Origin of the sequence: Polynucleobacter necessarius (assembly GCF_900095195.1) — a bacterium.
Classification (GTDB): Bacteria; Pseudomonadota; Gammaproteobacteria; order Burkholderiales; family Burkholderiaceae; genus Polynucleobacter; species Polynucleobacter necessarius_G.
The window spans coordinates 87,651-105,294 of the sequence record NZ_LT606950.1; the positions used below are offsets into that span (position 1 = coordinate 87,651).

A 17,644-nucleotide genomic window follows, 5' to 3' on the forward strand; every position below is an offset into this window, starting at 1 on the left:
ACAGGGTGCTATGAACAATACTCATCGCCCAGTGTTGCTGGCCGAGGCGGTGACGGCGCTGACCAATGGCCCGCTCATTCAACATCAAAACCCAACAGACCGCATCTTAATCATCGATGGAACATTTGGGCGTGGTGGTCACACACAAGCTTTACTCAAGCAGTTACCAGTGAATGCACGCATGATTTCGTTCGACAAGGATTTGGATGCGATCGCAGTGGCAAACAAAATCAACGATCAGCGCTTAACGATAGTGCACGACAGTTTTGCATCCATGGATCAATATGCAGAAGCGGAATCCGTGGATGGAATTTTGTTGGACTTGGGAATCAGTTCACCTCAAGCAGACGAAGCACATCGGGGGTTTTCCTTTCGTCGCGAAGGACTGCTCGACATGCGGATGAATACCAATCAAGGTCAAACTGCTGCCGAGTGGTTAGTACTTGCATCGTTGGAGGAAATCACGCACGTGATTAAGACTTACGGTGAAGAGCGTTTTGCATTTCAAATCGCAAAAGCCATTGTGGCAAAGCGAGAAGAAGGTTTAGCTCCTAAAACAACGACGCAACTTGCCAATTTGGTTGCAAGTGTGGTGCGTACCCGTGAAGTGGGTCAAGATCCTGCCACTAGGACATTCCAAGCGCTGCGCATTTTTATTAATTGCGAGTTAGAAGATTTGGAATTAGGACTTAAGGCTGCCTTGAAATTATTAAAGCCAGGTGCACGCCTTGCAGTCATTAGCTTTCATTCCCTAGAAGATCGGATTGTGAAGCAATTTTTGCAGTCTCATGCGAAGGTGGAGATCCCTCGTGGCCTGCCCGTTCGCGAAAAAGATTTACCTCAAAGCACCCTAGAGATTATTGGACGTATTAAGCCCAGTGAGTCAGAGGTTGTCGAGAATCCACGAGCACGCTCAGCGATTATGCGAGTAGCAGAAAAGCGTTTAGGGGTGTTGGCATGAATCGTGCAACTCTAACCTTGTTGGCTTTGTTACTAATTTGTGCGTTGTCGTTAGTGGCTGCTCAGCAGCGTGCTCGTAAACTTTTTATCGCTCAAGAGCGTGCTCAAATTGAAGGGCGAAAATTGAATCAAGAATGGTTGCGGTTGGAGTATGAACAACGCAATCTTTCGAAGTCTGCCCGTATTCGTGATGTTGCTCGTAATCAATTGCATATGGTGCCGATTTCTCCTGGGCGTACTTTGTACCTGAAGGAGGCGCAATGAGGCCGGTAGGATTTTCAACTACCCCGAATTTAGTATTGCGACTGCCAATGTGGCGGTCCCGCTTGATGTTGTTCCTCTTATTTTTTGTGTTCATGCTGCTATTGCTGCGCGCCTTTTGGATTCAGGGTCCAGGTAATGCGTTTTATGAAGCAAAAGGAGTTCGTGGCACACAGCGCGAATTGGAGTTGCCTGCAAGCCGAGGAAAAATCTTGGACCGCAATGGTCAGGTGATTGCTACAAGTCTTGAGGCGAAGTCGATTATTGCCTACACCGATACGGTGCCTGACGATCTGGCTGCTGATAAGGTGCAGAAGCTCGCTAATCTATTGCAAATTAGTGAGGCAGAGTTGCGCAAGAAACTGAAGGATGAGCGCAAGCAGATTTTCTTGAAACGCCAAGTGGATCCTGAAATTGCGCAGCAGATAAAGCAACTCGAAATTCCTGGTATTGGATTAAATAATGAATACCGCCGCTTTTACCCAGAGGGCGAAGCTATGGCGCACGTCGTTGGATTCACCAATGTTAACGACAAGGGTCAAGAGGGCATGGAGCTCTCTCGTGAAAAAGATCTTGCTGCGCACCCTGGTCAAAGACGTGTCGTGATCGATCGTCTGGGCCGTGTTGTGGAAGATGTGGCAATTGAGCAATTGCCACAAAATGGTAAAGATTTACAGCTCTCCATTGATAGCAAGATTCAATTTTTAGCCTACAACGCATTAAAGAGCGCAGTTGAACAGCATCGTGCAAAAGCTGGTGGTGCGGTGGTATTAGATGTTCAGACTGGGGAAATTTTGGCTCTAGCGAATTATCCAAGCTACAACCCAAATGATCGTAAACACTTGACGGGCGAGCAGTTGCGTAATCGTGTTTTGACCGACACTTTTGAGCCTGGTTCTACGATGAAGCCGCTGACGGTTGCGATTGCTCTCGAAAAAGGTGCAGTGACACCAAATCAAAATATGGTGATTGGCTCGAGTTATCTTGTGGGTCCCAAGCCGATTACGGATACCCATCCGTATGGGAGCTTAACAGTAGCGCAAGTTATCCAAAAGTCGAGCAATATTGGTACAGCAAAAATTGCTATGAACAATCTCTCACCAGAAGAGATGTGGGATTTTTATACAGCCGTTGGTTTGGGGCAGTCACCCAAGATTGGATTTCCAGGAGCGGTTGCTGGAACCGTACATCCATTTAAAAAATGGATGCCAACCGATCAAGCGCGAATTGCATTTGGTTATGGCATTTCTGCTTCACTGTTTCAGGTCGCTCGCGCCTATACCGTATTCGCACGTGACGGTGAATTAGTGCCGCTCACCATTGAGCGCAGTCCGGATGTTAAGCCTGGAACGCGAGTGCTCTCTGCCAAAACTGCTATTGAGATGCGTGAGATGTTAGAGACGGTAACGGAGCCGGGCGGCACCGCTGTTAAGGCGCAGGCAGAGGGGTATCGTGTTGGCGGCAAAACCGGAACAGCTCATAAATTGGTTGGTAAAGGTTATGGCAATAAATACCGCGCCTATTTTGCTGGCTTAGCTCCAATCAGCTCTCCAAGAATTGTGGTAGCGGTAATGGTTGATGAGCCTACGGGTGGTAGTCACTATGGCGGCGATGGCGCTGCACCTGTCTTTTCAACTATTGTTGGTGAAACATTGAGAGCGCTGAATGTGCTGCCTGACAGCAAGGTGAAGCAAATGGCTCTGGATGAAAAGAAGCCAGCAGACACTCGTGCTGCAAATATTCAAACGCAACATGTGGCATTGAAAAGATGAGGGTGGCATTGAAAATAGATCCCAGTCATCTGATTGAGCATCTCAATTCTCTAGTGGATGCATCGGCAAAGGTAAGTGCCGATAGTCGCCAAATTCGAGCTGGAGATATCTTTTTTGCATATCCGGTAGGACATGGCAAGGCGTTGCGCGATGGCCGTCAGTTTATTGATGCCACATTGGCGAACGGCGCTGCAGCAGTAGTGTTCGATCCACTGGGTTTCGAACACTATTTAAATTACTCTCAATGTTTTGCTGTTGAAAATCTTGCGGATAACGTAGGCAGGCTCTGTGCTGATTGGTACGATGAGCCAAGCAAGCAATTAAAAATGATTGGCGTTACCGGAACAAACGGTAAAACCAGTATTACTCAATGGCTGGCTAAAACGTTAAACCAGCCAAACCATCGTGTAGCGGTTTTAGGTACTTTGGGAACCGGCTTTCCCGGGTCATTAGAAAAAACTGGATACACCACTCCAGATGCACCAAAACTCCAAACTCAGTTAAAGGATCTGTTAGTTGCTGGTGCGAAACAGGTGGTGATGGAAGTTTCTTCTCATGCACTACATCAAGGGCGAATTGGTGGCACTTGGTTTAATTGCGCCATATTTACAAACTTGACGCAAGATCACCTCGATTACCACGAGAGCATGGCAAATTATGCTGAGGCTAAGGCAAAGCTATTTAATCAAACTGGCCTAGAGCATGCTGTAGTGAATTTGGATGATTCTTTTGGTCGCAAATTAGCCATGAGTCTGTTGGCTCGAAAAGATTTGCAGGTATGGGCATACGCCCTAAACAAAGACACATTTAACGATTTTGAAAAATTTGGTAATCGCCTGCAGCGCATCTATGCAAGTAATAGTGTCTTCAATGGCACGGGGTACAACACACTATTTACACAAGAGGGCTTTGATTCTGAGACTTTGCATGTCCCGCTGTTGGGCGAATTTAACCTCAGTAACGCATTGGCAGTTTGGACGGTCTTGTTGACTCAAGGAATTTCTGGAAATGAGGCTGGCAAGCGAGTAAGCCAATTGCAGCCCGTTGTTGGTCGAATGGAATTGGTTGCTTTTGGAAAAAATCCGAAAGCGGATAGTCCGTTAGCAATTGTTGACTATGCCCATACTCCGGATGCACTTGAAAAAACATTAGAGTCTTTACGCCCTATTGCAGACCAACGTGGTGGAAAGTTGTGGTGCGTATTTGGCTGCGGAGGGGATCGCGATACTGGTAAGCGTGCGCAAATGGGCGCGGTTGCTGCAAGTTTGGCGGATCAAGTAATTGTTACCAGCGATAACCCCCGCTCAGAGGATCCACAAGCCATTGCAGCCATGATTCTCCAGGGTGTAGGTTCAAAAACCGCTTATGTGCAAACGATTGTTGACCGAGCGGCAGCAATCATGACGGCGATTCGTCATGTGGATGGGCGCGATATTGTTTTGGTTGCAGGTAAGGGGCACGAAACTACCCAAGAAATCCATGGCAAAAGTTTTGATTTTTCGGATCAAGAGCATATTCGTCTTGCTGGGGGAGGATTGATCTGATGACCATGATGTCCCTTGCTCAAGTTCATGCGATGTTGCCTGGAAGCGTTTTATTGAATATTGCTCCAGAGGCGGCAAGTGCACTATCGCTCATAAGAGTTGGGACTGATAGTCGCCAAATTGATGCTGGCGAATTATTTGTAGCATTATCTGGTGAACGTTTTGATGCCCACGACTTCTTGGAAGAAGTTGCCAATAAAGGTGCTCGAGCTGCGGTCATTAGCAACAAAGAGGGATGCCCCGTCAATTTACCGGCTGTATATGTCAGTGATACACGAGTTGGATTGGGTAATCTTGCAAAAGCTTGGCGCGCAATACATAAAATTCCTTTGGCTTTGGTGACCGGTAGTAACGGGAAGACTACCGTTAAAGAAATGATTGCAGCAATTTTTAAGGCTGCTGTTGGCGAAAGTCACACCTTGGTGACGAAAGGTAATCTCAATAACGATATTGGCCTACCTTTAACCTTACTCAAGTTGCGCTCAAGTGATCAATTGGCTGTTGTCGAGTTAGGGATGAATCATCCTAGCGAGACAGCGCAATTGGCGGTAATTGCTCAGGCAAATATTGCTCTGATTAACAATGCTCAACGTGAGCATCAAGAATTTATGGCTACGGTTGCTGCAGTAGCGGAGGAGCATGCGGATGCCATTCGTACCTTACCTCAAGGTGGAGTGGCGGTATTCCCGGCGGACTCCGATTTCACATCCGTTTGGCGCAAAGCTGCCGACTCAAGAAAAGTGATTGATTTTGCCTTGCCATCTTCTTCGTCTGATGTGGCAGCCTCAGTAACTGGCCGTCTACTCAATAACGGTAGTGTAGAAATTGTGACCGATGGCGGAAGTATTCAGGTTCAACTCAATACGCTTGGTAACCATAATGTACGCAACGCTTTAGCTGCAACAGCTGTAGCTTTAGCGGCAGAAATTTCTCTCGAGAAAATCAAGCAAGGCTTGGAGTCATTTGTTCCAATAAATGGCCGCATGCAGGCAAAGAAAATTGAGTTAAACGTTGCTTTGATTGATGACAGCTATAACGCGAACCCAGATTCTGTTCGTGCAGCAATTGATGCATTGAAGCAGTCCGGAACTCCTGCCTGGCTGGTATTGGGTGATATGGGTGAAGTTAGCGATCAGGGGCCAGAGTTCCACCGTGAAGTCGGCTCCTATGCGGCAGAGCAAGGGGTTGCCAAACTTTTTGTAATAGGTGATCTTTGCCAGTTTGCTCTCAAAGGGTTTCAGAAGATTGCAAAAAATAATCCCGCCTTTGAGGGGCTCCACTTTGCGGATGTGGATAGCTTGATTGCCCACTTGCGTATGGCAATGCAGACGCAATTGGCTAATAGCAATAGTCATTTAAATATTTTGGTGAAAGGTTCTCGTTTTATGCGCATGGAGCGTGTAGTGCAAGCCTTGTTAGAGGAGGCGAAAACATGCTCTTGATCTTGGCGCAATGGCTGCAAGATGATTTTGGATTTTTGCGGGTCTTCAACTACATCACTTTTAGAGCTGTGATGGCAACTGTTACCGCTTTGTTGATTGGCTTGGCTGCTGGACCATGGGTCATTCAAAAGCTGACTGCACTCAAAATGGGTCAGGCTGTACGTACAGATGGCCCTCAAACCCATTTGGTGAAATCGGGTACGCCAACAATGGGTGGCGTACTTATTCTGATTGGTATTTTTGTCTCTTGCATGCTTTGGGCCGATCTGAGTAATCGCTTTATTTGGATTGTCATGATTGTTACTTTTGGTTTTGGTGCAGTCGGCTGGGTGGATGACTACCGTAAAGTAGGTCGTAAAGATCCCAAAGGAATGGCTTCGAGAGAGAAGTTTTTCTGGCAAACACTCATTGGCTTATTTGCTGCAATCTACTTGGCATTCTCGGTATCTGAGGTGAACAACCTCAAGGTACTCCAGCTATTTTATGAGTGGTTGAAGAGTGGCTTTGCTTTAGATCTTCCCGCAAAAACTGATCTCTTGATCCCTTTTATGAAAGAAGTGAGTTATCCATTAGGAATGATGGGGTTCATCAGCCTGAGTTATTTGGTGATTGTTGGTAGCAGTAATGCGGTGAATTTGACCGATGGTCTGGATGGTTTAGTAATCATGCCCGTGATTTTGGTGGGTGCAGCGCTTGGTGCGTTTGCGTATGTCATGGGTAATGCTATCTACGCCAAGTACTTACTTTTCCCTTATATTCCGGGCGCTGGCGAATTGATGATCTTCTGCGGCGCCATGGGTGGGGCAGGACTCGCATTCCTTTGGTACAACACCCATCCTGCACAAGTATTTATGGGTGATGTAGGAGCCTTAGCGCTCGGTGGTGCATTGGGCACTATTGCGGTAATTGTGCGTCAAGAAATTGTTCTCTTTGTGATGGGCGGTATTTTTGTGGCAGAAACACTTTCCGTTATGTTGCAAGTGTTCTGGTTCAAGCGCACGAAAAAGCATTTTGGCGAAGGACGCCGCATTTTCCGAATGGCTCCTTTACATCACCATTTTGAATTGGGTGGTTGGAAAGAAACACAAGTGGTTGTGCGTTTCTGGATTATCACCATTCTGTTAGTTCTGATTGGCTTATCTAGCTCGAAATTACGTTGAGCCTAAGAATCCATGCTTACTTTAGAAAATACTTTCGCTAATCCTGTTTCAGTATCTGATGCTGGCTATCAAGCGCCCAGTCGATTCCTTATTTTGGGATTAGGTGAGTCTGGTGTTGCCATGGCGAAATGGTGCTTACGTAATGGCGCAACAGTGCGTCTTGTTGATACACGTGAGCGAGGAGCATTCTCCGATAAGCAACTCGCATGGCTTGCGGAGCTTGAATTCGCAGGTTTAAAAGATGCTCACTTTGGCCTACTCAATGAGTCCTTATTAAACGAAATTGATGTGATTGGCATTAGTCCAGGGCTATCTCCATCACAAGAGCCGACACAATCATTTTTAGCGAGAGCCCGCAAAGCCCGCATCGATGTTTGGAGTGAAATTGAATTCTTTGCGCGTGCGATTGCGGCGATATCGCGCATGGCGCAGGCAAAAGAATCCAGTTATTCATCATCGGTACTTGCTATCACTGGTACAAATGGCAAGACAACCACAACGGCACTCACTGGACAGCTTTGTGAAAGGGCTGGCAAGATAGTTGCAGTTGCGGGAAATATTAGTCCTGCAGCTCTCGATAAGTTGATGACTTGTTTGAACGATGCTGATCAACTCGAAGATATGCCCAATATTTGGGTATTAGAGCTCTCGAGTTTTCAATTAGTCTATACCGATTCATTAAATGCTACAGCAGCTACCGTTCTGAATATTACGCAAGACCACCTAGATTGGCATGGTGATATGTCTGCTTATGCACAAGCAAAAGCAAAAATATTTGGGGCCGACACAGTTTGCATTTTGAATCGCGATGATCCAGCAGTTATGGGTTTACTGGCAGATGATCAAAGGGTAGAAAAAGCGCTTATTACCTTTGGCTCCAATCGTCCTGATGAGCAGGGTGCATTTGGAATTGAGCACGATTTACGTGCCGGGGGCATTGATTGGTTAGTGTGGGCAGAAGTGGATGAGGATCTCAAGCCCAAACCAAAGCATCGTCGTAAGTTAGCAGCAATTGAAGAGGACGAGCCATTACGCTTGAAGCGTTTAATTCCGGCAGATGCTTTGCGCATCCGCGGGCGCCATAATGCGTTAAATGCGCTTGCTGCGCTTGCTCTAGCGCGGTCAGCGAACTTGCCGATGAATGTATTGCTGCATGGTTTACGCGATTACCAGGGTGAGCCACATCGTGTGCAGAGTATTGCGATCGTGAACGATGTTGAGTATGTGGACGATAACAAGGGTACAAATGTTGGCGCAACGGTCGCTGCTCTGAATGGTCTGGGAAGTAATGAGGCAAGCAAGCGTATCTGGCTCATTGCTGGTGGCGATGGCAAGGGTCAAGACTTTAGTCCACTACGAGAGCCAGCACTGCGATTTGTGAAGGGTGTTTTCCTCATTGGTAAAGATGGCGAAAAAATATCACAAGCATTGGGCAATAGCATCCCATGTATTAATAGTGGCAATTTGCAGGCTGCAGTCCAGGCCGCTGCTGCTCAAGCGGTTTCTGGGGACTTAGTTTTGTTATCTCCTGCATGCGCTAGCTTAGATCAGTTCCGAGATTATAAAGAGCGTGCACATGTATTCGCTTCGGAAGTAGAAGAGTTGAGCATGCGATTCGAAGGGGTTCAGGCATGAACTTAAGAGAAAAATTCTTTCCACAAAACCGTCTCGGCTTAGATCGATTCTGGAATTTCTCTAAAGGTGGAATTGATAATTTCCGCACAGGATTACGCGATGCGGTATCGGGTGTTGAGCAGACGCGCTCGCGCATGATGGAGTATGACCAACTGTTAGTTTGGGCAGTTTTATCACTCATGTTGATTGGTTTGGTAATGGTGTATTCCGCCTCAATTACTTTGGCAGATAGCCCCAAATACGCCAATTACAGTAGTAATTACTTTTTAGTTCGACATTTAATCTCATTGGTTATTGCCATTGTGGTGGGCATTTGGGCGTTCAAAATTCCATCTAAGGTTTGGGATCGTTATTCGCCCGTGATTTTTGGATTTACCGTTCTATTGCTTATTTTGGTTCTGATTCCTGGAATTGGTAAGGGTGTTAATGGGGCTAGACGTTGGATTTCGTTGGGAGTCATGAACTTTCAACCTTCCGAGTTGATGAAGTTTGCCGCCGTGATATTTGCCGCAAGCTATACCGTACAACGCCAAGAGTATTTGCATTCCTTCGCCAAAGGAATGCTGCCAATGGGTATTGCGGTTGCTCTCGTGGGCGGTCTCTTGATGAAAGAGCCCGAGATGGGGGCGTTCATTGTGATTGCCATCATTGCATTTGGAATTTTGTTTCTTGGTGGAATCAACGCCAAGCTGTTTGGAGGTCTAGTCGTTGTTGGAATTGCAAGTGCCGTCGCAATCATTGCGCTTTCTCCGTTCAGACAAAAGAGAATTATGGCTTTTGTAGATCCATGGCAGACAGAGAATGCGGCTAATAAAGGGTATCAATTAACCCATTCGCTAATGGCGTTTGGACGAGGCGAGTGGTTTGGCACAGGTCTTGGAGGTAGTGTCGAAAAGTTGCATTACTTACCTGAAGCGCACACCGATTTCATCATGGCAGTGATTGGCGAGGAGCTGGGATTTGTTGGTGTCGTCGTCATGATTTTCCTGTTTTACTGGATTGTGCGTCGCGCATTCTTAATTGGTCGCACCGCTTTGCAATTGGATTGTAGTTTTGCAGGCTTAGCAGCGAAAGGTGTAGCCATCTGGATTGGTTGGCAAGCCTTTATCAATATGGGGGTGAATTTGGGACTGCTTCCAACGAAAGGATTAACCCTGCCGTTAGTGAGTTATGGCGGCTCAGGAATTTTGATGAATGCAGTAGCAATTGCGATGTTGTTGCGAATTGATTATGAGAATCGTATTTTGATGCGCGGAGGGAAGTTGTGACCAAACCCTCAATATTAGTGATGGCAGGTGGCACCGGCGGGCATATTTCCCCGGGCCTTGCTGTCGCTGAATATTTACGAATTTGCGGTTGGAATGTGTCTTGGTTGGGTAATCAAGCCGGTATGGAGTATCGCTTGGTTAAGTCATGCGATTTTCCATTTGAAGCAGTGAAGTTTGGCGGTCTACGAGGTAAGGGTCTTAAGGCAAAACTGATGTTGCCATTGAATTTGGCGCGCGCATGTTTTCAGAGTTGGCAGATTATGCGTCGCTTAAAACCGTGCGTTGTTTTGGGTATGGGTGGATACATCACTTTTCCAGGTGGCTTGGTTAGTAAATTATTAAAACGTCCATTAGTTTTGCATGAGGCAAATTCAGTGGCGGGAAGTGCCAATCGTGCGCTTGCCAAAATTGCTATGCGTGTCTTAACGGGCTTTCCTAATACGATGGATAAAGCAGAGTGGACGGGCAATCCAATACGAGAAGAATTTGATCACATTCAAAAACCAGAAGTACGCTACGAGCAACGTAACGGACCACTATCTATCCTGGTAGTTGGTGGCAGCCTAGGCGCTGCTGCCTTGAATGAAAATATTCCCGCGGCATTAGCGTTAATTTCTGAAAACAGTCGGCCGAGCGTTATTCATCAAGCGGGTGATAAACACCTAGTAGATTTACAAAATCGATATGCAGAGTTTGGTGTCAAGGCAGATGTTCGGCCTTTTATAGACGATATGCCAACCGCCTATGCTCAAGCCGATTTAGTGATCTGCCGATCTGGTGCGATGACCGTTTCAGAATTGGCGGCATGTGGTGTGGCTTCTTGCTTGATTCCATTTCCGTACGCAATTGATGATCATCAAACTGCCAATGCTAAATTCTTGGCGGATGCTAATGCGGCTGTGCTATTACCCCAAAGCGTAATGAATCCGCGAGATTTAGCTCTAATGATTCAAAACTTTAATCGCAATGACCTGAAAGAGATGGCTATGCGAGCTCATGCGCTCGCTAAGCCGCACGCAACACAGCGCGTTGCAGAAGTATGTGCAGATTGCGCAGGAGTAGGGGTATGAAGCATATCGTTCAACAAATTCACTTTGTGGGTATTGGCGGTGCCGGGATGAGCGGTATTGCTGAGGTCTTATTGAACTTAGGATATCAAGTTGCCGGTTCTGATTTGTCTGAAAGCATCACAACAAGGCGCCTTAAAGAATTGGGTGCGGTGATTCATATTGGGCATGACCAGAAAAATGTCGGCACCGCCGAGGCGGTGGTCATTTCTACTGCGGTAGCTGGCAATAATCCAGAAGTTTTGGCAGCTCGTGCTGCAAAGATTCCGGTCATTCAGCGTGCGGTCATGCTGGGTGAGCTAATGCGCTTAAAGCAGGGTATTGCTATCGCCGGAACCCACGGCAAAACAACCACAACCAGCTTAGTTGCTTCTGTATTGGCAGAGGGTGGTTTGGATCCCACCTTTATCATTGGCGGCAAGCTGAACTCTGCTGGTGCGAATGCACGCCTTGGTCGAGGTGACTTTATTGTGGTTGAGGCCGATGAATCCGATGCCTCATTCCTGCAGCTATTCCCAGCGATGGAAGTGGTGACCAATATTGATGCTGATCATATGGACACCTATCAGCATGACATGGCAAGACTGAAACAAGCATTTGTTCAATTCATTCAGCGTATGCCGTTCTATGGGGTTGCAGTGCTCTGCATTGATGACGTTAATGTACGTGACATTGTTCCGTTTGTTTCGCAGCCTGTATTGCGTTATGGGCTCTCCGAGGACGCGGATATTCGTGCGAGTAATGTGCGTGCCGATGGGACACGGATGCACTTCACGGTTGATCGTAAGACAATTCGTCGTCATGGAAATAAACCGGGCCCACTCAATATCACCTTGAATTTACCTGGCTTACATAACGTTCGTAACGCTTTAGCCGCTATTGGTATTGCGACAGAATTGGGTGTTGGTGATGAAGCCATCATTAAAGCCTTGTCTGAGTTTGGTGGTGTTGGACGTCGATTCCAGCGTTATGGCGATATTCCTTTGGCGTCTGGTGGTAGCTTCACCCTGATTGATGATTACGGCCACCACCCTGTAGAGATGGCCGCAACGTTGGCAGCAGCACGTGGTGCATATCCGGAACGCCGTTTGGTGCTGGCATTTCAGCCACATCGCTACACCAGAACGCGCGATTGCTTCGATGAGTTTGTGCAGGTATTGCGTAACTTTGACGCCTTGGTACTAACAGAGGTTTATCCGGCGGGTGAGGCAAAGATTCCAGGAGCGGATGGTAAGAGTTTGATGAAAGCCACCTTAGCAGAAGACAAAAAATCTAAAGCATTGCTCAATTCTGCTGCGGTGGCATTTGCAAATAATGTAGCCGAGATGCCAGAAAAATTAAGCCAGGTTTTACAAGATGGAGATGTATTAATCACGTTGGGCGCAGGTTCCATTTCAGGGTTGCCTCATGCCTTAGCGGAGGCGAAGAATGTCTAAGCAAGATATGAGCCTCTGGGGTGATCGCGTAAAGCTACGCTTGGCGAATTTGAATGTTAAGGCGTTCGGCCGTGTAGGTGTTTTGCTGGGTGGGAAATCTGGCGAGCGTGAGATTTCATTGATGTCTGGCAATGGTGTATTACAGGCATTGCTATCCAAAGGTGTTGACGCTCATCCGTTTGATCCGGGTGTACGCAATCCAACCGAGTTGACGTCCGAAAATTTTGATCGCGTGTTTATTTCGTTACATGGCCGCTATGGTGAAGATGGCACCATTCAGGGTTTATTGGACTTACTGGAATTGCCATATACCGGTAGTGGTGTCCTTGCTTCCGCCTTATCAATCGACAAAATTGTTACCAAACAGGTTTGGATTAGTAATGGACTATCCACTCCCAAGTTTGAAGAGTTAACAGCCAATAGTGATTGGAATGCAGTAGTAAAGAATTTGGGTTTGCCACTGATCGTCAAGCCTGCCAATGAGGGTTCTTCTCTGGGTTTAACAAAAGTGAAGTCGGTAGAAGAGTTGCCTGCTGCTTATCAGCTTGTTGCGGGACTTGATAAAAAAGTGATTGCTGAAGCTTGTATTGTTGGCGATGAGTTAACTTGCCCGTTGGTCGGTCAATGGAGTAGCGCAGAAGCTTTGCCCGTTATCAAAATTATCCCGCCTCAAGCTAATTACGATTTTCATAACAAGTATTTCTCGGATGAGACGCAGTATCTTTGCCCAACAGGACTGCCATCTGAGGTGAATGAGCAAGTGCAAGAGCTTGCTTTGGCAGCCTACAGAGCACTTGGTTGCAGGACATGGGGGCGTGCCGACGTCATGTTAGATCAAAAGACTGGCAAACCCTATTTATTAGAAATGAATACCTCGCCAGGTATGACGTCGCATTCGTTGGTGCCAATGGCTGCAAAGGCAGCTGGTGTCGAGTACGCCGATTTAGTGCTTTGGTTGCTGAGTCAAACGCTACAGCAGAAAGAGGGCGCCCCTGCATGAGTAATTTCATGGACCGGTTCGGCGAAATTTTTGCCATGCTGATGTCACCGCTCTGGAATCACCCAGATCGGATGCAAAAGCTCAGCCGTTTCTTGATGCGATGCTTTGTTGTAATGATGGCTATTGGAATACTGGTGTGGTTAAGTCAACGTCCTGTATTTGCATTAAAGCAAATACAGGTAGAGCCAGTAGCTGGTCAAACCTTAAAGCACATCAAGAAATCGATTGTGCGACAGCAGGTTTTGGAAACCGTGCAAGGAAATTTTTTCAGTGTTCGCCTTGAGGATGTGAAGCGTGGCTTTGAGAGTATGCCTTGGGTGCGTCATTCCAATGTTCGTCGTGTATGGCCCAATGGTTTGATTGTGAGTATTGAGGAGCAGAAGCCCTTTGGTACTTGGGGTGGCGCTGACAGTCATCAACTTATTAATGATCACGGTGAAATTTTTGCTGGCCGTGTTTCGGAAATTGGTGACGACGTGCGCTTGATTGATTTTCATGGCCCCAAAGATGCAGGTAAAGAAGTCATGAGTCTTTATGAAAAAGCCAATAACTGGTTTAAGCCTTGGGGTTCTGAGGTGACAAGTTTGGCGTTGACTGAGCGATATGCATGGCACATCAAGCTCTCCAATGGCATGAGAGTGGAGTTTGGTCGAGACGAGGAAAGCTCCGATAAGACACTAATAGAAGAGCGCGTTGCGAGACTCTTTAAGTATTGGCCACAAGTACAAGAAAAATTGGCCAACCGAATTGATGCGGTGGATTTGCGGTACGCAAATGGTTTTGCGGTTCATCTTGCCTCAGCAAGTTTGAAAAAGAGTGATGTAGATAGCAAGAAAAGCGATTTGAAGCAATGAAGGAATGGGAATGAGTAAAGACAATCGCGACCTACTAGTCGGCTTAGATATTGGAACTTCCAAGGTGGTTGCTTTGGTTGCGGAATTAGCCCCTGATGGTCAATTTAATGTAGTCGGAGTTGGACAAACTGCGTCAAAAGGCTTGAAGAAAGGCGTTGTTGTCAATATTGAAGCAACAGTGCAGTCGATTCAGAAGGCGCTTGAAGAGGCGGAGATCATGGCGGATCGCCAGATTGTTCAAGTTTTTACTGGCATTGCGGGTAACCATATTGTGAGTTTTAACTCGAGTGGCATGGTTGCGATTCGAGACAAAGAAGTTAGTGCGGGCGATGTTGAGCGGGTGCTTGAGACTGCAAAGGCAATCAATATTCCAACCGATCAGCAGATTTTGCACATCCTTGTTCAAGAATTCATCATCGATGGGCAAGAAGACGTTCGCGAACCAATTGGCATGAGTGGTTTGCGACTCGAAGTAAAAGTTCATATTGTTACGGGTGCAGTCAGTGCGGCACAAAATATTGTGAAGTGCGTACGTCGTTGTGGATTAGAAGTAAACGATCTTATTTTGCAGCCACTAGCCTCTAGCCTCGCGGTACTAACCGAAGATGAAAAAGAGCTTGGGGTGGTATTGGTGGATATTGGTAGCGGGACCACGGATATTGCTATCTATTGTCAAGGGTCGATTCGTCATACCGCAGTGATTCCGATAGCCGGTGATCAAATTACGAATGACATTGCAATGGCATTGCGTACCCCCACGATTGATGCGGAAGATTTAAAGATCGCTCATGGCATTGCCCGTCAAGAAATGGCAGACCCAGCAGCCATGATTGATGTGCCGGGGGTGGGCGATCGTGAGCCACGTCCTATGTCAAAACAAGCCTTAGCAGCGGTGACCGAGCCACGTGTTGAAGAACTCTTCACTTTAGTGAGGGGGGTGGTTCGGGACTCTGGTTATGAAGACATGGTTTCTTCCGGAATCGTTCTGACTGGTGGTACTTCATTGATGCCGGGAATGGTTGAACTTGCTGAACAAGTGTTTTTGAGACCGGCTCGCATCGGCACTCCTGAGTATCGTGGCCATTTGCATGAAGTGTTGCGTAGCCCACGGTTTGCAACCAGTATCGGTTTATTAATGGAAGGTCAAGCGCAGTTATTGCGCGGTCGTCGTGTTTCTCAATCAGGCGCGTTACAAGGCGTGATCTCGCGCATGAAGGAATGGTTTGCAGGAAATTTTTAAGTTTTTTTCGTCGTCGTCAACGTAGTATGTTTTTTTACCTAGGAGGGTATATGGAATTTGAAATGTTAGATTAAGAAACAGCTGGCAAAACCATTATTAAAGTGGTTGGTGTCGGTGGAGCTGGTGGCAATGCTGTCCAGCACATGATCCGTCGTGGTGTTAATGGCGTAGAGTTCATTTGCATGAACACCGATGCTGGCGCATTACAGCGCTCTGAGGCATCTGTGAATTTGCAACTGGGCTCTAGCGGATTAGGTGCTGGTGCAAAACCTGAAATCGGTGCAGCTTCTGCGGAAGAAGCGCGAGAACGCATTGCGAATGTATTGCAGGGCGCTCATATGGTGTTCATCACCGCTGGCATGGGTGGCGCGGCACAGGAACTGGTGCTGCTCCAATCGTTGCTCAAGTAGCGATGGATATGGGCATTCTGACGGTTGGTGTGATTAGCAAACCATTTGACTTTGAAGGCGTGAAGCGTTTAAAAGTTGCGGAAAATGGAGCCGCTGAACTTGAGTCATATGTGGACTCATTGATTGAGGTTCTCAATGAAAAACTATTTGATGTCATGGGTAAGGATGCTGAGTTTGATAAGGCATTTGCGTGTGCCGATGATGTATTACACAACGCGGTTTCTGGTATCGCCGAGATCATCAATGTTCAGGGTTTAATCAACGTTGACTTTGAAGACGTGAAGACTGTAATGGGTGAGCAGGGTAAGGCAATGATGGGTACAGCGACTGTTTCTGGTATGGATCGTGCACGCTTGGCCGCTGAAGCGGCAGTAGCCTCTCCATTGCTTGATGGTGTTGATTTATCAGGCGTACGTGGTGTGTTGGTCAATATTACTGCTAGCCGTTCATTGAAGCTTTCAGAAACTCGCGAAGTGATGGCTGCAATCCGTGGCTACGCAGCGGATGATGCAGCCGTAATCTTCGGTACTGTGTATGACGAGAGCTTGGGTGACGCATTGCGTGTAACGGTAGTTGCTACAGGATTAAATAAGCCACAAGCTTGCAAAGCAAATCAACCTGAAGTAGTCTGGAGACAAGCTACTGGTACGCATGATGCTATTCCTACCATGGCTGATCTCAATACGTTTGCTTTAGCAAGCGCATCTGCTGCAATCAGTAAAGTAAGCTTAGATTCAGCATTGAATACTATTTCTGGCATGGCTTTAATGGGTTCAGCAGGCGCACCTGCGGCAGCACAACCAGCAAGCAGTGGGGTTGACTACAGTCAGTATGATTTGCCACGCGTGTTTCGTAGCTTTCGTGAAATGGTTGCTGCACCTACATTAGGCGCAGATAGCTCTCCTCAAGCAAAAACCTTGCTGGATAAAGGGGCCGATTACTATGAAATCCCTGCGTTTTTGCGTAAGCAAGCAGATTAATTGACAGCTCAATACAATAGGCTATTGCGAAATGCCAGCGCGCCGCCCCTCCGGACGACGAATCCCGCGCTTGCGTTAGCATCCTTACTAACAATTTCCTATTGGAGACATCATGATTGCTGTTGGACAAAAATTACCAAATGCCACGCTGTATGAATTTATTAACGAAGAGACTGAGGGTTGTTCTTTAGGTCCAAATGCTTTTGAAGTCGAAAAACTAACGGCAGGTAAAAAGATTGTGATTTTTGCGCTTCCAGGCGCATTTACACCAACCTGCTCTGCAAAGCATGTTCCAGGCTATGTTGAGCACGGCGATGCCATTAAAGCCAAGGGCGTTGATGAAATTTGGTGTATTTCTGTGAATGATCCTTTTGTAATGGGTGCATGGGGACGCGATCAAAAGGTGGGAAACAAGATTCGTATGTTTGGTGATGGTGATGGTGAGTTCACCAAAAAAGTGGGTTTAGAGTTGGATTTAACGGCACGCGGTTTGGGTGTTCGCTCAGATCGTTATGCCATGATTGTGGAAGATGGCGTCGTTAAAAGCTTAGATCGCGAAGCTCCTGGCAAATTCGAAGTCAGTGATGCCGCTTCTATATTAAAAAAGCTGTAATT

Annotated in this window: 14 protein-coding genes and 1 pseudogene; all 15 read left to right on the top strand. The window is 46.9% G+C overall.

All coding sequences use genetic code 11. The features are described 5' to 3' along the window. Nucleotides 1-10: 10 nt before the first annotated feature. The 15 genes and pseudogenes from rsmH (at nt 11) to BQ1619_RS00635 (ending at nt 17,642) form a co-directional block, all read left to right on the top strand. Nucleotides 11-961 carry a 16S rRNA (cytosine(1402)-N(4))-methyltransferase RsmH gene (gene rsmH / locus BQ1619_RS00565; protein WP_114661610.1) on the top strand — a complete coding sequence of 317 codons (951 nt, stop codon included), beginning with the start codon at nt 11-13 and terminating at the stop codon, nt 959-961. Next, on the top strand, nt 958-1,224 hold the full coding sequence (gene ftsL, locus BQ1619_RS00570; RefSeq protein WP_114661612.1) for a cell division protein FtsL: 267 nt from the start codon (nt 958-960) through the stop codon (nt 1,222-1,224). Before rsmH ends, ftsL begins: the two co-directional genes overlap by 4 nt. Then, nucleotides 1,221-2,993, top strand: coding sequence for a peptidoglycan D,D-transpeptidase FtsI family protein (locus BQ1619_RS00575; protein ID WP_114661614.1), 1,773 nt, complete (start codon nt 1,221-1,223; stop codon nt 2,991-2,993). The genes ftsL and BQ1619_RS00575 overlap by 4 nt, the downstream gene beginning before the upstream one ends. Next, on the top strand, nt 2,990-4,537 hold the full coding sequence (locus BQ1619_RS00580) for a UDP-N-acetylmuramoyl-L-alanyl-D-glutamate--2,6-diaminopimelate ligase (protein ID WP_114661616.1): 1,548 nt from the start codon (nt 2,990-2,992) through the stop codon (nt 4,535-4,537). The genes BQ1619_RS00575 and BQ1619_RS00580 overlap by 4 nt, the downstream gene beginning before the upstream one ends. Then, nucleotides 4,537-5,979, top strand: coding sequence for a UDP-N-acetylmuramoyl-tripeptide--D-alanyl-D-alanine ligase (locus BQ1619_RS00585; protein WP_114661618.1), 1,443 nt, complete (start codon nt 4,537-4,539; stop codon nt 5,977-5,979). The genes BQ1619_RS00580 and BQ1619_RS00585 overlap by 1 nt, the downstream gene beginning before the upstream one ends. Beyond that, entirely contained in the window at nt 5,970-7,139 is a 1,170-nt protein-coding gene (gene mraY / locus BQ1619_RS00590) for a phospho-N-acetylmuramoyl-pentapeptide-transferase (protein WP_114661620.1), read from the top strand. Before BQ1619_RS00585 ends, mraY begins: the two co-directional genes overlap by 10 nt. A gap of 12 nt (nt 7,140-7,151) precedes the next feature. Beyond that, complete coding sequence (gene murD, locus BQ1619_RS00595) at nt 7,152-8,774, top strand: UDP-N-acetylmuramoyl-L-alanine--D-glutamate ligase (protein ID WP_114661622.1); 1,623 nt, start codon at nt 7,152-7,154, stop codon at nt 8,772-8,774. Continuing rightward, nucleotides 8,771-10,042, top strand: coding sequence for a putative lipid II flippase FtsW (gene ftsW, locus BQ1619_RS00600; RefSeq protein WP_114661624.1), 1,272 nt, complete (start codon nt 8,771-8,773; stop codon nt 10,040-10,042). The genes murD and ftsW overlap by 4 nt, the downstream gene beginning before the upstream one ends. Then, nucleotides 10,039-11,112 carry an undecaprenyldiphospho-muramoylpentapeptide beta-N-acetylglucosaminyltransferase gene (murG, locus tag BQ1619_RS00605; protein WP_269460059.1) on the top strand — a complete coding sequence of 358 codons (1,074 nt, stop codon included), beginning with the start codon at nt 10,039-10,041 and terminating at the stop codon, nt 11,110-11,112. The genes ftsW and murG overlap by 4 nt, the downstream gene beginning before the upstream one ends. After that, a complete protein-coding gene (gene murC / locus BQ1619_RS00610; protein ID WP_114661626.1) occupies nt 11,109-12,545 on the top strand; it encodes a UDP-N-acetylmuramate--L-alanine ligase in 1,437 nt (478 codons plus the stop codon). Before murG ends, murC begins: the two co-directional genes overlap by 4 nt. After that, nucleotides 12,538-13,545: a D-alanine--D-alanine ligase gene (locus BQ1619_RS00615; protein ID WP_114661628.1), complete on the top strand. Its 1,008-nt coding sequence runs from the start codon at nt 12,538-12,540 to the stop codon at nt 13,543-13,545. The genes murC and BQ1619_RS00615 overlap by 8 nt, the downstream gene beginning before the upstream one ends. After that, a complete protein-coding gene (locus tag BQ1619_RS00620) occupies nt 13,542-14,399 on the top strand; it encodes a cell division protein FtsQ/DivIB (protein WP_114661630.1) in 858 nt (285 codons plus the stop codon). Before BQ1619_RS00615 ends, BQ1619_RS00620 begins: the two co-directional genes overlap by 4 nt. Nucleotides 14,400-14,409: 10 nt before the next feature. After that, nucleotides 14,410-15,639 (top strand): cell division protein FtsA, encoded by a 1,230-nt coding sequence (gene ftsA, locus BQ1619_RS00625; RefSeq protein ID WP_114663455.1) that lies wholly within the window; start codon nt 14,410-14,412, stop codon nt 15,637-15,639. A gap of 92 nt (nt 15,640-15,731) precedes the next feature. Next, nucleotides 15,732-17,029: pseudogene (gene ftsZ / locus BQ1619_RS00630) on the top strand (cell division protein FtsZ). A 112-nt stretch (nt 17,030-17,141) separates the two neighbouring features. Further along, nucleotides 17,142-17,642 carry a peroxiredoxin gene (locus tag BQ1619_RS00635; protein ID WP_114661632.1) on the top strand — a complete coding sequence of 167 codons (501 nt, stop codon included), beginning with the start codon at nt 17,142-17,144 and terminating at the stop codon, nt 17,640-17,642. The last annotated feature ends 2 nt before the right edge of the window (nt 17,643-17,644 follow it).

Bases quoted from the DNA above. Each gene is read 5' to 3' on its own strand.
- rsmH (WP_114661610.1), top strand. From the start codon at position 11: ATGAACAATACTCATCGCCCAGTGTTGCTGGCCGAGGCGGTGACGGCG.
- ftsL (WP_114661612.1), top strand. From the start codon at position 958: ATGAATCGTGCAACTCTAACCTTGTTGGCTTTGTTACTAATTTGTGCG.
- BQ1619_RS00575 (WP_114661614.1), top strand. From the start codon at position 1,221: ATGAGGCCGGTAGGATTTTCAACTACCCCGAATTTAGTATTGCGACTG.
- BQ1619_RS00580 (WP_114661616.1), top strand. From the start codon at position 2,990: ATGAGGGTGGCATTGAAAATAGATCCCAGTCATCTGATTGAGCATCTC.
- BQ1619_RS00585 (WP_114661618.1), top strand. From the start codon at position 4,537: ATGACCATGATGTCCCTTGCTCAAGTTCATGCGATGTTGCCTGGAAGC.
- mraY (WP_114661620.1), top strand. From the start codon at position 5,970: ATGCTCTTGATCTTGGCGCAATGGCTGCAAGATGATTTTGGATTTTTG.
- murD (WP_114661622.1), top strand. From the start codon at position 7,152: ATGCTTACTTTAGAAAATACTTTCGCTAATCCTGTTTCAGTATCTGAT.
- ftsW (WP_114661624.1), top strand. From the start codon at position 8,771: ATGAACTTAAGAGAAAAATTCTTTCCACAAAACCGTCTCGGCTTAGAT.
- murC (WP_114661626.1), top strand. From the start codon at position 11,109: ATGAAGCATATCGTTCAACAAATTCACTTTGTGGGTATTGGCGGTGCC.
- BQ1619_RS00615 (WP_114661628.1), top strand. From the start codon at position 12,538: ATGTCTAAGCAAGATATGAGCCTCTGGGGTGATCGCGTAAAGCTACGC.
- BQ1619_RS00620 (WP_114661630.1), top strand. From the start codon at position 13,542: ATGAGTAATTTCATGGACCGGTTCGGCGAAATTTTTGCCATGCTGATG.
- ftsA (WP_114663455.1), top strand. From the start codon at position 14,410: ATGAGTAAAGACAATCGCGACCTACTAGTCGGCTTAGATATTGGAACT.
- BQ1619_RS00635 (WP_114661632.1), top strand. From the start codon at position 17,142: ATGATTGCTGTTGGACAAAAATTACCAAATGCCACGCTGTATGAATTT.